The organism is Shewanella sp. MF05960, from assembly GCF_050849305.1.
In the GTDB taxonomy this organism is placed as follows: Bacteria; Pseudomonadota; Gammaproteobacteria; order Enterobacterales; family Shewanellaceae; genus Shewanella.
Window position 1 is genome coordinate 1 of record NZ_JBOZPS010000027.1, and the last position, 13,410, is coordinate 13,410.

At 42.9% G+C, this 13,410-nt stretch carries 12 protein-coding genes, 1 tRNA gene and 2 pseudogenes; all 15 read right to left on the reverse strand.

Annotated elements, in window-relative coordinates; all coding sequences use genetic code 11:
• Window positions 1–185 precede the first annotated feature (185 nt).
• Window positions 186–989: a hypothetical protein gene (locus ACROAE_RS19115; RefSeq protein WP_432405323.1), complete on the reverse strand. Its 804-nt coding sequence runs from the start codon at window positions 987–989 to the stop codon at window positions 186–188.
• Window positions 990–1,002: 13 nt separating this feature from the next.
• Window positions 1,003–1,092: transfer RNA gene (locus ACROAE_RS19120), tRNA-OTHER, on the reverse strand.
• Window positions 1,093–1,134: 42 nt separating this feature from the next.
• Window positions 1,135–2,034 carry a DUF5677 domain-containing protein gene (locus ACROAE_RS19125; protein WP_432405326.1) on the reverse strand — a complete coding sequence of 300 codons (900 nt, stop codon included), beginning with the start codon at window positions 2,032–2,034 and terminating at the stop codon, window positions 1,135–1,137.
• A 345-nt stretch (window positions 2,035–2,379) separates the two neighbouring features.
• Window positions 2,380–2,922 (reverse strand): annotated as a pseudogene (locus tag ACROAE_RS19130) (transposase); the annotation flags it as partial.
• A 160-nt stretch (window positions 2,923–3,082) separates the two neighbouring features.
• Window positions 3,083–3,853 carry an ABC transporter permease gene (locus ACROAE_RS19135; protein ID WP_432405329.1) on the reverse strand — a complete coding sequence of 257 codons (771 nt, stop codon included), beginning with the start codon at window positions 3,851–3,853 and terminating at the stop codon, window positions 3,083–3,085.
• On the reverse strand, window positions 3,853–4,788 hold the full coding sequence (locus ACROAE_RS19140) for an ABC transporter ATP-binding protein (RefSeq protein WP_432405332.1): 936 nt from the start codon (window positions 4,786–4,788) through the stop codon (window positions 3,853–3,855). Before ACROAE_RS19140 ends, ACROAE_RS19135 begins: the two co-directional genes overlap by 1 nt.
• 147 nt (window positions 4,789–4,935) lie before the next feature.
• A complete protein-coding gene (gene hpt / locus ACROAE_RS19145; RefSeq protein ID WP_432405334.1) occupies window positions 4,936–5,466 on the reverse strand; it encodes a hypoxanthine phosphoribosyltransferase in 531 nt (176 codons plus the stop codon).
• A gap of 7 nt (window positions 5,467–5,473) precedes the next feature.
• Window positions 5,474–6,133, reverse strand: coding sequence for a flavin prenyltransferase UbiX (locus ACROAE_RS19150; RefSeq protein ID WP_432405336.1), 660 nt, complete (start codon window positions 6,131–6,133; stop codon window positions 5,474–5,476).
• A 26-nt stretch (window positions 6,134–6,159) separates the two neighbouring features.
• Window positions 6,160–7,554, reverse strand: a complete 1,395-nt coding sequence (mpl, locus tag ACROAE_RS19155; RefSeq protein ID WP_432405338.1) for a UDP-N-acetylmuramate:L-alanyl-gamma-D-glutamyl-meso-diaminopimelate ligase — start codon at window positions 7,552–7,554, stop codon at window positions 6,160–6,162.
• A 98-nt stretch (window positions 7,555–7,652) separates the two neighbouring features.
• Window positions 7,653–7,955 (reverse strand): AzlD domain-containing protein, encoded by a 303-nt coding sequence (locus tag ACROAE_RS19160; protein ID WP_432405340.1) that lies wholly within the window; start codon window positions 7,953–7,955, stop codon window positions 7,653–7,655.
• Window positions 7,952–8,722: an AzlC family ABC transporter permease gene (locus ACROAE_RS19165; protein WP_432405346.1), complete on the reverse strand. Its 771-nt coding sequence runs from the start codon at window positions 8,720–8,722 to the stop codon at window positions 7,952–7,954. The genes ACROAE_RS19160 and ACROAE_RS19165 overlap by 4 nt, the downstream gene beginning before the upstream one ends.
• Window positions 8,723–9,096: 374 nt before the next feature.
• A complete protein-coding gene (locus ACROAE_RS19170) occupies window positions 9,097–9,777 on the reverse strand; it encodes a Fe2+-dependent dioxygenase (protein ID WP_432405351.1) in 681 nt (226 codons plus the stop codon).
• Between the two features lie 334 nt (window positions 9,778–10,111).
• Window positions 10,112–12,421 carry a TonB-dependent receptor gene (locus ACROAE_RS19175; protein WP_432405354.1) on the reverse strand — a complete coding sequence of 770 codons (2,310 nt, stop codon included), beginning with the start codon at window positions 12,419–12,421 and terminating at the stop codon, window positions 10,112–10,114.
• A 315-nt stretch (window positions 12,422–12,736) separates the two neighbouring features.
• Window positions 12,737–13,000: pseudogene (locus tag ACROAE_RS19180) on the reverse strand (VOC family protein); the annotation flags it as partial.
• Window positions 13,001–13,244: 244 nt separating this feature from the next.
• Window positions 13,245–13,385, reverse strand: a complete 141-nt coding sequence (locus ACROAE_RS19185) for a VOC family protein (protein ID WP_432405359.1) — start codon at window positions 13,383–13,385, stop codon at window positions 13,245–13,247.
• Between the last annotated feature and the right edge of the window lie 25 nt (window positions 13,386–13,410).

Genomic DNA, 13,410 nt, shown 5'->3' on the forward strand with positions numbered 1-13,410 from the left:
CGGTAAATGAGCGCATCAAAAGCAACGATAAGAGTGAGAATGTTGTACAGAAAACTAAGGCCAAAAAGCCTTCGGTGAGCAGAGTATTATCTTGACTCACCGGGAGCGTCCATATATGGCCATGTTAATTAGGACGCGGCTTCGCGCGGCCTATCCTTATTTGTTAACTGCCTATGACTCATAAGCTATTTGTTTTCTAATATATCAAACCTACTTTCAAATAGAGTGTCACTTTGAGCACCAATTAACGATGGAAAATTAGATTTAATAAAGCCATCAAACTTCTTTTTTTGTTTATCAATGCCATTTACACCAATAACATTTTTATAATCGGCAACCAAATCTCTACTTACTAGTTGATTACGTAAGAATTCGGTAGATTTGATGTTTGGCGATAGTTCGGCATCTAACTGACGCACATACCTAATAGTTACCGCTATCATTGTTGTAAAATCTTTCAGAGTTATTTTTCTGGAATCAAAGTTGGATAATGTTTGAGAGATATCGATTGCCGCGTGACGCTGACTAATAGTAACAGAGTTCTCAATTAATATTTTCCGAAATGCTGGTGACAATGATGTATTACTATTATGAACAACTTGATTCCTCCATCGTACCAGCAGCGTTACAATAGGTGCCCAATAAAGTTCTAGATTCGATACTTGGGAGGAAAGCTTTTCTACTTTTTTAGCTGCGCCATCGGTTGTAACTGCTGATAGAATTTTAGCTGGTTGATCTGGGCAATTGCTTATGTATTTGAAATATTCTAACAATGCTTCTTCAACAAAAACTAAAGCAGATCTGACCGCAAAGCTTCTCGCACTAATAGCGGATTGCTTATAATCATTACTTTCCCATGAAATAGTTAAATCATCTGGTTTTTCTACATTACCTTTTGACACCGCGTCTAACCCAACGCATATAGTGTTTAACGAGTACACTGCGTCGCCTACAGATTTCACGAAAACCTTTAAACCTTCACTTTCCATAATTATCCTTAATTGGTGGTGCCGTGAGGACTCGAACCTCAACCTCCTGCTTTAATATAAAAAAGTAATCGACAGGTATCTTAACCAATTAGACCACAGCACCAATTTTAAAAAGGCAGTTAACGCCTCAAGCAGGGGCGTAGCTTTACTGCGTCCCTTGACTTGACTTGTTAAATTCGTTTGTTAAAAGTAACTCTCTTATAGGTTTTGTTTTATTATCAAAAATTTTACCAAGCTGATCAGGAAAGTGATCTATTATGCCAAGAGTTGATGCTGCTAAATACTTCGTGGCTATTTCGATACAACCTAAACTATAGCTAATATCATATATGTTACTTGTTCCTCTACCTCTGTCATTATCTATTCTTTCAATTGACAGAGGTAGTGGATGTACGAAATTTGAAAGTAATTGATACTCAGCTCTTAACTCACTACAGATACTAACTTTTTCCTCAAAATCAACCTTTGTGTAGTATATTTCATCACCTTTTAAGGCCTTGTTTTTTTGGGCATGAGTAAGATTAATCAAATAAGAATGAGCTTTTATCCTTTCTTTTTGCTCTTTCATTCCCTCCTCAAACTTATTTAAGGTTTCAATACCTGAAATGTTACTTTTATGAACGAGATACCACTCCCGATTTCTATGCAACTGACCAATAAAAAAGCGAAGTTCAGCTTCTTCATCAGAAATATTTTCTATTCCGGAGTAAAATATTGCCAAATATGTTTCGAGTATATTTCTAGTTATTGATGCAATAGAGCTCACATCCCATAACGCAACATCTGGATCTTTATCGGCTGACAAATTCGGTAAAATACTGCTCAAACTCATTGCTGACAAAGTTTGCCTTGTAAATATTTTTACAGCTCGAACCCCTCTACCATCGGTATCTATACTGTGCTGATTTTGGGATACATCCATTGTTAAGTCTAAGACTCGAAAATATTGTTTTGCTTGGCTTCGAAAAAGTAGCTCTTCTTCATTTAACCTTCTAAATTTTGGTCTGGCTAATTTTCGCTTCCTTGGCTTGGAACTCTTTGCCAAAATTACACTCCTTAAGATGCATAACGTTTTAGTATTTATGCGTTGCGCAGTTTGCAAGGCATAAATCGCTTGTTGGACTTGGCCGATGCCACATCCAAATTAATCGGTATGTTTTATGCTATAGGAATTTGCTTTTTTTCGGTAGTGGTATTTTGTACAACCTTTCGGCTAATTGTCTGTTCTGGTTACACCTTTTAAGGTAGGTTTTGTCATTCTTCATCTTTTATCATTGCTCTTTCATCGTCCTATTTTCTGATTTGTCCACTTGAGGATGTGTTTGACTGCCTCACCCAACTGAATGTTGGCTAAGTTTACTTTTATAACTGACAGCCCGACTTTCTCTGATTAACCTGACAACCTCAGCTTCGCCTCTCGCGCTAACATGGTCAGCAGTGGTACCAGCCCCATAAACATTAATCGCCCATTGGCACATTGTGGGCAACACCAATGTCCTAACGTCTCAGTAATCTTGATGTCTTTAAGGGCTTTGGTTGGCATTTGTTGTTGAATTAGGCTTAACTTTTTACGTCGACAACTGTTAGCCAAAAAACCAAAATTCCTTATCCGCATCACGCCTTTGGGCAGCACATGCAACAGGTAACGCCGGATAAACTCATCGGGTGCCAGTTGCATGATTTTGCGTTGAATATCACGATCATCAACATAGCTTATATCGATGATATTAGCGGTAACCTGCTTTAACCGTGATTCGTGCATCATACCTTTGCGGATGTAATGCCCGAGATATTCCATCACTGTTTATGCTTTATACAAACAGGCCTTACTGTATACGCACCATGTTTTATTGATGAGGTTATTGGCGTCTGCAATGATGAGTTCACGCTGACGCAGAGCAGCCAACATCTTCGCTTTAAACACGGTTGAGACCCTGGGGGTGATTACAGTTAAAAGCGATCATTAGCCCGCCGATGAATTAACCTACAAGGTAAATATTTTCTAAACACCACCCACAAAAAAGGACTCTTGCGAGCCCTTTTACACGTAGATTGTCACAACCGGTTTGTGAGCGGTTTAGCTATTGTAAGACTTAACTTCTTAATCCAATCCCGCGCGATATTAAATAATAAGCCAGTGTCCATAAGCTGACACAAAAGCCCACCATAATAGCAATAGACAGTGGCACGCTAATGTCGGCGAAGCCTAGGAAGCCATAACGGAATACGTTGATCATATAGACTACTGGGTTTAACCCCGACACGCCTTGCCAGAATTCAGGCAATAGCGATAACGAGTAAAATACCCCGCCTAAATAAGTCAGTGGCGTCAAAATAAAGGTCGGAATGATGCTGATGTCGTCAAAGCTTTTAGCAAATACCGCGTTGATTAACCCACCCAATGAGAAGAGTACCGAAGTTAAAAATACGGTTAATATGACAAGGCCAACATGATGAAGGGTGATATTGACAAATAACATAGCCACGACAGTCACAATTAAGCCCACACACAAACCACGCGCTACACCGCCACCCACATAACCGGCAATTAATACGTAATGCGGTACTGGCGCGACCATGATTTCTTCAATGTTGCGTTGAAACTTGGCGCTGTAAAACGACGATGCCACATTAGAATATGAGTTGGTTATCACCGACATCATGATTAAACCTGGGGCAATAAATTCCATGTAGCTTACGCCGCCCATTTCACCAATACGGCTGCCAACCAAGTTACCAAAAATAAGAAAATACAATGTCATGGTAATGGCTGGCGGCACTAACGTTTGCACCCAAATACGGGTAAAACGATTAATCTCTTTGGTTAAAATGCTTTTAAAGGCCACAAAATACAGGCGATTCATTATTTTGACTCCTTGGCTTTTTCGACCAGTTCTACAAACAACTCTTCTAGGCGATTAGCTTTGTTGCGCATTGATAACACTTCGATATTGGCGGCGGTTAACTGGGTAAATAATTCATTAATATTGTTCGCTTTGGCCACATCGACTTCTAATGTATGGGGATCGGTTAGGCGGCAATTCATGTTGGTTAATTGCGGCGCAACGTCTAGATCGCGACGTAAATCGAATATAAAGGTTTCAACATCTAACTTACTGAGCAAAGCTTTCATGGTGGTGCATTCCACCAACAAACCGGTGTCGATAATACCAATAGTACGACACAGCATTTCGGCTTCTTCAAGGTAGTGAGTGGTTAAAATAATGGTCACACCTTGTTGATTGATTTGCTTTAAAAACTCCCACATTGAACGGCGCAGTTCAATGTCTACGCCGGCAGTTGGCTCATCGAGTATTAGCAATTTAGGTTCGTGCATTAATGCGCGGGCAATCATTAAACGGCGTTTCATGCCGCCCGATAACTCGCGTGCTTGGGCGTGACGCTTTTGCCAGAGGTCAAGTTGAGTGAGGTACTTTTCTGCACGAACTATGGCAACATCTTTAGGGACGCCATAATAGCCTGCTTGGTTAATCACAATTTGTTGTACGGTTTCAAATTGATTGAAGTTGAATTCTTGCGGCACTAAACCAATACACAATTTTGCTTGTTCAAGCTGTTTGTCTATATCAAATCCAAACACTGACACTGTGCCAGAGGTTTTTTGCACTAATGAGCTGATAATACCGATTGTGGTCGATTTACCTGCGCCATTAGGGCCAAGCAAAGCAAAAAAATCACCTTGTTTTACCGTCAAACTGATCGACTTAACAGCTTGTACGCCGCCTTTATAGGTTTTTTTAAGGTTTTCGATCACCAATGCATTGTTGGTGTTACTCATTGTCATACCTCTAATCCATGAATTGCGAATTAAACACTTCTTATTACGTACTGCTAAAGACGTTATAAAAATGAAAAAGACGCAAAAATATTTAGACACTTAAAACAAAACTCCCGCCTATAGCGGGAGTGTATACCAGTGGTTGTATTAATCTAATGGCACCACTTTAGCGATGTAAGGCAAGTTGCGGTATTGCTCTGCATAGTCGATACCGTAGCCCACAATGAATTCGTCGGGAATAGTAATGCCGATAAAGTCGACATAGACGTCTACTTCGCGGCGCTCTGGTTTGTCTAGTAAAGTACATAGCGCTAAGCTTTTTGGGTCACGCAGTAAGAGCATTTCACGGACTTTATTTAAGGTGTTACCCGAGTCGATAAGGTCTTCTACAATTAATACGTCACGGCCTGCAATGTCTGACTGCACATCTTTAAGCACTTTGACATCACGCGAGCTGTTCATACTATTGCCGTAGCTCGACACTGACATAAAATCGATTTCGACATGGCCTTTAATACGACGACACAAATCGGCCATAAACACGACAGACCCTTTTAAAAGGCCAACCATTAATAAGCGCTCACTGTCGGCATAATGTGCATTAATACGCTCAGCTAGCTGGTCGAGGGTTTTATTGATTTCTTGTTCAGAAATCATCATTTCAATTGTGTGCTTCATAAATATCTCAATTGTCGATGTCGTTTGGCTGGGTGTGTCCGTATCCCCAGCGACTCGTTAAGTCGTGTTCTATCCCTAAGTGATCAAGGATTCGGGAAACCATGAAGTTTACCAGATCTTCTACCGATTGGGGATTATGATAAAAGCCTGGCGCCGCTGGCATGATGGTCGCACCGTTACGCGTTAGGCTTAACATATGCTCTAAGTGTATGGCACTAAACGGAGTTTCACGCGGAACAAGAATCAATTGGCCCCGTTCTTTTATTACCACGTCTGCTGCTCTTTCGAGCAAATTATTACTCATTCCGGTCGCCACAGCCGCTAACGTACCGGTTGAGCACGGGCAAATCACCATTTGTTTTGGTGCGGCGCTGCCTGATGCTGGCGGCGAAAACCATTCATCTTTACCCAAAACAACCAATTCACCCTTAAGCGGTTGGTCGTTATGCTGCAGTTGTGCTTCGAGCTGCGCTTTGGCTTTTTCTGGATTGGCACTGAGCTGCAAACCGTGCTCTGTCGCTAACACTACCCGCGCGGCGCTTGATATCATTAAAAACACTTGGTAATCGGCAGCAAGTAAACATTCAAGTAATTTAATACCGTAAGGCGCACCAGATGCGCCGGTCCAGGCGAGACTAATTGCTTTGGCTTTTTTGGCGTAGGCCATCTTGTATCCTCTTGCGGCTCAAACAGTTACGCTAAAGCCTTAATCATTTTTTGGTGAATACCGTTAAAGCCACCATTGCTCATAATCACCACGGTATCGCCTGCTTGGGCGGTATTGGCTACGTTAGTAATAATGTCTTCAATGTCGTGATAAACCGTCACTGGGATTGGCGCATTGGCCATACTGGCATTAATGTCCCAGCCAATATTGTCTGCCTGATACAAATAAGCCACGTCTGCTAACGCCATTGAATTGGCTAGTGTGTCTTTATGTACACCGCTTTTCATCGTGTTTGAGCGTGGCTCTAGCACCACAATAATTTTACCCGTGGCGTTGGCATCAATCCCCACTTTGGCTCGTAAGCCTTGTAAGGTTGTGGCAATGGCTGTGGGATGATGAGCAAAATCGTCATACACTGCAACACCGTTGACAGTATCGAGTAATTCTAAACGACGTTTCGGCGGACTAAATTGCGCTAATGCCTCAATTGCATGGTTTGGCGCTACGCCTACATGACGGGCTGCGGCAATAGCCATTATGGCGTTTTCAATATTGTGCTGGCCAATTAATGTCCAGTTTAGTATGCCTTGAGATTCCCCGTTAAATAACACTTCAAACTCGTGTCCATCATCGGCAATAGTACGTGCAAACCAGCCACTTGGTTCAGTTGTTGTGGCTACTTTAGAATAGGTTTCTTGCTCACTCCAACAGCCCATATCAATCACTTGTTTAACGGCGTCAACGTCGCGTGGCCAAATTACTTTACCCTCGCCTGGCACGGTACGAATAACATGATTAAATTGACGTTGAATCGCAGCCAGATCGGCAAAAATATCGGCATGATCAAATTCTAAATTATTGATCACTAGAGTACGCGGATGGTAATGAACAAATTTGGAGCGTTTATCAAAAAAGGCACTGTCGTATTCGTCGGCCTCCACCACAAAAAAGGGAGTATTGCCAAGGCGTGCGGACACGCCAAAGTTTTGCGGAACACCACCAATTAAAAATCCTGGCTCGTAGCCGCAATACTCTAACACCCAGGCTAACATGCTTGACGTTGAGGTTTTGCCATGGGTACCCGCTACGGCCAATACCCAACGGTTTGGTAGAATATGTTCTGATAAAAATTGCGGCCCTGATGTGTACTTCAAACCACGGTTTAATACCGCTTCTACACACGGATTTCCACGGCTCATGGCATTACCAATGACCACGAGATCTGGCTGATTTTCACCTTCTTTACCTAACTGTGCAGGGTCAAAGCCTTGAATAAGCTCAATGCCTTGTTGTTCTAACTGGGTGCTCATTGGAGGGTAAACATTGGCATCGCTGCCGGTCACTTTATGGCCCATTGCGCGGGCAAGTAAGGCTAAACCGCCCATAAAAGTGCCACAAATCCCTAAAATGTGTACGTGCATGATTTCACTCTAATGATCCATTATATGGCGCTTATTCTAATCTATTGCGGCGCCGATTGTCAGTTAACAATTATTGAGAATCATCAATGGGGTTAGGGTTAATACAAAAAGAAAAACAGTCCCATGCTTAATACCGTGGTAAGCAAGGTATTGCGGGTAACGTAAGCCAATATCGTGGCCACCAGCGCACAGGTTAAATAAGGATTATGTATGCTAATGGCCAGCTCACCGTGTGGTACAAAGACAATAGGCGCTAATATGGCCGTTAATACTGCTGGTGCTGAATAACTTAAAAAAATGAGGGTGTTTTTACTTAACCGAATCGGGATTTTAGGCTCTAATAATAAATGCCGGCTAACAAATACAACCGCGGCCATCGACAAAATAATCAACCAAATCATAAAGACTTTTCCTTTTGCTCGCTGGCTATATTGTCACCGCCTTCGTTAGTGAGTTTAGCGTAAGCCATACCCGCTGCCATGCCCGAAATGGCGGCAATGAGTAGCCCTGCTTGAATCGCAAACACGGCGCACACGACCGCTAATGTGAGTGACACCAACACGCACACTAATATCGATGGTTTTTTTACTGTTGGCACCACAATGGCAATAAAGGTGGCGGCGATAGCAAAGTCGAGCCCAAGTTCACCCAAATTATCAATTGATTGCCCCGCAACAATGCCCAATAACGTGGCAATGTTCCAACCGAGATAGAAGGTTAACCCCCCACCCAGCGCGTACCAACGATCAAACTGATGTTGTGCGGGCTTATCGCCGCCATGGGCCTGGTTAGAGATAGCAAATAATTCATCGGTGAGTAAAAAGCCCAGTCCTAGGCGCCATTTAAGGGGTAACGGACTAATTTGGCTGCGCATGGCCATGGCATACAATAAATGCCTTGAGGTAATAAGTAAGGTGGTAATTAAAATGCTGCCGATACCAATACCCGCTTTTATCATGCCTAGAGCGACCAATTGCGCGCTACCAGCAAAAATAATGGCCGACATGGCTTGGCTTTCTACCGCGGTTAGGCCAACTTCTAATGCGAATGAACCGGCTAAAATTCCCCAGGGGATGACGGCAATGGTTAATGGCATCACCGCTAACGCACCCGATAGAAGTGATTTCAGTTTTGAGGATGTATTATTAATCGATTCAGTTGAGCTCACACTATCTCCTTATGCAGCCTCCTTATGCAGCACTCATGCGCGCTGTTTGACTTGAAGATTAGCGTAATCAGAATCACACAGTAAAGCCTTATCTATTCACTTTTAAGGCTGTACGATGTTGTCGCCTTGTCGTATCACGATGCACCAAAGATATTTTTGTGAGCCATATTATCTATAAAAAAAGCACACAGATAACAACAGATAAAGTATTGGAAAGACATAACATTAGATGGGATTTTTGCAGATTTTAATGCTAACGGTCCAGTGTATTAGGCCATGCTTATCTCGGTCGAGTTTATCTAAAAGCAACTCACTGATCACAAAATATAAAATGGCGTATATTCATATGAATATACGCCATTTTTTTATTAGGATTACAACTGGGTAAATTGCCGAATTAAGTTGTGATACACATTGTGTAAATTGTCTAATTCAGCGCGATCGGTTTTATTGGCGTTAATCAGCTTTTGAATAGTTTGATCAAGCTGATATAAGGTTTGGCGTAAGTTTGAATCTGCCACCATGCTTTGCATCCAGGTAATAGCTGCAACCCGCTGACCGCGAGTAACCGCGGTAACTTTATGTAAACTGCTTGATGGGTACACCACTGCATACCCGGCCGGCAGTTTAATTTGCTGCTGACCAAACTCGGTAGAGATAACCAATTCACCGCCGTCGTATTCTTCTGGTTCGCTTAAAAAAACCGTCATCGACACGTCGCTGCGAATGACCTCGCTAGTGTTAGGAATACGCATAATGGCGGCGTCGACATGGTAGCCGTACTCTTCAGTTTCACTGTAACGGTTAAAACACGGTGGGAAAATTTTATGCGGCAACGCGGCTGACACAATTTTAGGCGTGTCACCAATACGTGCTAATAACTGATTAGCCAGTTGTTGCACCTTTGCGTCTTGCGCATCAGCTTGATGATTCTGTTTAACAGACGCAGCCATGCCCATTGCCGTTTGACGACCATCGCCCCAGGGACATTGCGCTAGCTGCTGACGATAAGCGCTGACTTGCTCTTGATTGAGCACTTTTTCTATAACAACCACTGTACTTATCCTTATTAGAATGTGATCTATTTTAGGCTCTGTCACTAGGCTCAGTACAATGAAAATGACTGTAGGTATAGTCATCTACATCAAAGTCATTTGAAGCAGTAATGAGGGTTGTGACACAGCCCCGAAGGGCGAATTTATCAGCGCGTTCTTCTTTGTTAGCCTTTCTTAACGTAGCGCACTATGCCCTCAAAAGGCTGCCGCGAATACCACACTGATAACTTTCGCTAAAAGAGCACATTCTAATGCGGATAAGTATGGCTTCCAAAATCAAAAAACCAACGCTTAACGGGAAGTTAAGCGTTGGTGTTAACGGCAAATCACTCGATTAAAATTCGTATGTCATCGACAGTCTCGAATTACGCGCATCACCCAGGTACATAAATGCACCCGAACGGTATGCTGCTGTCCAATACTCTTCGTCCATTACGTTACCCACATTTAAGCGGAATGTTAAGGCTTCAGTGGCATTGTAGCTGGCAAATAAATCAACGACTTGATAGCTAGGTACTTCAATACTGTAACGCTCGTTGGTGGCGTCGTAACCTGCGGCAGTATCTGGTTGGCCACCGAACATGTTGCTCTGATATGTGTAGCTGCCACCGATAACAAATGATTCAGTTAACTGATAACGTAATTGCAAATACGCACTTTCGTCGGCAAAGTTACTTAACGTCAAGCCGACGTTAGCGGGATCATAAGACTCCAACACTTCAGAGTCCATTTTGGCTGCCGAGAATTGTATGCTTAGCTCGTCAGTAATGTTACCCACCATGCCAAACTCGATGCCTTTAACGCGGTTTTCACCTGTGTTTAGCGTGCCGAGGGTGGTATAACTGTCGCCAACGCTTTCCATCACGTCACTTTTAGTAATTTGGAAAATCGACGCTGAGAACATCATTTTATCGTCAAACAACATCCACTTGGTACCAAGTTCAATGTTTTCTACGATTTCAGCATCGGCTTCACTGGCTTGATCTTCAGTACCGCAAACACCGCCATAACCACAGTTGCCGCCTAAGTCAGACTCGCCACCATTAATGTTGGTTGCCGTGCTGTAGTTAGCATAAATATTGGCATCTTCAGACAGGTCGTAAACCAAACCGAAGTTGAAGTTATACATGGTGTCTGAATATTCATATAAGGTCTTGCTGGTTTGGTTGCTGTAGTCGAAGCTGTCGAGTCTTAAACCATAAAACATCGACAGTTGCTCTGTCAGTTCAACGTTATCCATCATGTATGCCGCCACCGTTTTGATGTCGAAGATGGCATCTGACTCGCCTTTTACATAACTGTACCCTATAAGCTGGCTGATATTATCAACGGTATTACCATTACCATCGATAATACAGTACGACTCAGACACGCTGCTGCTCCCTTTTGTAGAACAGTTTGTTGGATTGTTTTTGGTAATGTTATACACACCGTTATCGACATTTTCGTCAGTGTATTCCAAACCAAAGACTAGCTTGTTGTTAAAGCCAAAGATTTTGGTGTTCCAGAATAAATTGAGCTGGGTGCTAAAGTAGTCAACATCTTGATTACCCTGGTGAGTACTTAATTTCAGCGTATCAACACCTGGCGCGGTTGCATCGGTATCGGCACGAGTACTTCCACTCATACCGGTTGTAATGTAGCCGTTTTCGGTATGACCCACACGAGTCGCGTTATACAGGGTAATGTCACTATTAAGCTCGTATTCAGTACGCAGGGTAAAAGTGGTCACCTCTGAGTCTAAAAAGTCACCGTCTTGTGCATATACCGGAATATCTTCTAATGGCTTACGGGTATCTTTATCAAAGTAGCTGCCTAAATCGGGCACGTCTTCTGCGTTTAAGTGGTAAACGTCGGCGGTGAATGTCAGTGCATCGGTGGTTTCATACACACCCGATAACTGCACACCTTCACGTTTGCTGCTAATGCCTTCGCGGCCTGGCTTGTCTTCTTGTGCGGTTAAACCATTTAATCGTACTGCAACTTTTTCAGAGAGCGGTAAGTTATAGTCAATGGTGATACGGCTATGGTCGTCAGTGCCTACACCTAAATCGACACGGCCAAAGTCATACGCTACTGAGGCTTTTTTGGTGACGCTGTTAATGGCACCACCTGATGAACCACGCCCAGCAAAGGTTGAGCTTGGGCCTTTAGTGATTTCAACGCGCTCAGTAGCAAAGCTTTCACGGGTTGTCATGCCTGGGTCGCGAAGGCCATCAACAAACACGTCGCTGCGCGCTTCGTGGCCACGAATAATATAACGATCGCCAAAAGCATTACCGTTTTCGCCGGTGCCTAATGTTACACCCGCCTGGGCTGACAAAATGTCTTTTAAGTCGGTGTTGCCTGATTCTTGAATTTGGTCTTGGGTTAATACCGTAATAACCTGTGGCGTATCGACTAACTCAGCCAAACGGCGTTTGTCGGCCGAACTGTTAAACATGTAAACCGAATTTTGCACACCATGTACACGAATGCGCTCGATAGACTCGTCAGTTTCTGCTGGCTTACAGTTGGCTAAAATATCCTTATCGCAAGTTTCTTTAGTGGTGTCAGCGGCATAAACTGCTGGGCAACCAAACACTAATGCCGCGGCAACGGCCTGTGCACCTAACGACAACTTACTGTAACTGTTCGATTTCATGTCTAACATCATCCTATTATTCATTAACCTAAACTCGGAATAAGGGTTTAGGTTAATTAGCGTTTATGAAAGTTTGTTTATGTGACGCACTCTACATAAATACAATAAAGATCGCAAATGCAAATCATTATCATTTGTGTAAAGATTGTAATTTTAGGAGTGTATTTACGCTGCAACTGATGATAATTAACAACAAGGTAAAGATAACGTTGACACGAAAGCACTCAAGCACGCTGCCAAAAATGACATCAGCAGCGTAAATATGAGCGGAATGAGAGAGTAAAAAGTTGAATGGTAACCTGGGAAGAAAGCCTGTTAAGCCGTTTGATATAGCTCTAATGGCAAGCCATCAGGATCGCTAAAAAAAGTGTATTGCTTGTGGGTGTACTCATCGACTCGAATAGGCTCAACCTCGACACCATGTTGTTGTAAATACTGTACCACTTGATTGATATCGTCGACGTTGAAGGCTAGGTGTCGTAACCCTTGCGCCTCAGGAAAGCTCGGTCTTTGTGGGGCACCATTAAACGAGAACAGCTCAATTTGGCTACCGTCTGGCAAGGCAAGGTCTAAGTTATACCCAATCAACCTGAAGATGCTCGATTTCAGCAAGAATTTACACGCGTTTAGGCAAGGCATTGATTGCGGGTAATGGTTGTTCCCTTTCCAAAATCAATAACGCTGCATAAACGCGTGTAAAACTTGCCCTCTGGGAGTTTCACCGTGTTCCCATTACGTTGTTGCGCTAATTTATAAGGTACCTACATTACCGCATTAACGCGCCTAGTATTGAAAACACGGTGAAGCTCTGAAACACGTATCTTCAAGTTGATTGGGTATATGAATCGCGCGCTTGACGATAATTTTCGGCAATAATCTTTAGCCCCAATATTTGGGTATAAAACGCTTTTGAGCGAGGATAATCGCCACAAATGATGGCCACATGGTGAATGCCTTTTAGCATAACGCTCCTGTTTTTAATACACTTT

Coding starts and splice junctions, on each gene's coding strand:
- ACROAE_RS19115 (WP_432405323.1), bottom strand. CDS start 989: ATGGAAAGTGAAGGTTTAAAGGTTTTCGTGAAATCTGTAGGCGACGCA.
- ACROAE_RS19135 (WP_432405329.1), bottom strand. CDS start 3,853: ATGAATCGCCTGTATTTTGTGGCCTTTAAAAGCATTTTAACCAAAGAG.
- ACROAE_RS19140 (WP_432405332.1), bottom strand. CDS start 4,788: ATGAGTAACACCAACAATGCATTGGTGATCGAAAACCTTAAAAAAACC.
- hpt (WP_432405334.1), bottom strand. CDS start 5,466: ATGAAGCACACAATTGAAATGATGATTTCTGAACAAGAAATCAATAAA.
- ACROAE_RS19150 (WP_432405336.1), bottom strand. CDS start 6,133: ATGGCCTACGCCAAAAAAGCCAAAGCAATTAGTCTCGCCTGGACCGGC.
- mpl (WP_432405338.1), bottom strand. CDS start 7,554: ATGCACGTACACATTTTAGGGATTTGTGGCACTTTTATGGGCGGTTTA.
- ACROAE_RS19160 (WP_432405340.1), bottom strand. CDS start 7,955: ATGATTTGGTTGATTATTTTGTCGATGGCCGCGGTTGTATTTGTTAGC.
- ACROAE_RS19175 (WP_432405354.1), bottom strand. CDS start 12,421: ATGAAATCGAACAGTTACAGTAAGTTGTCGTTAGGTGCACAGGCCGTT.
- ACROAE_RS19185 (WP_432405359.1), bottom strand. CDS start 13,385: ATGCTAAAAGGCATTCACCATGTGGCCATCATTTGTGGCGATTATCCT.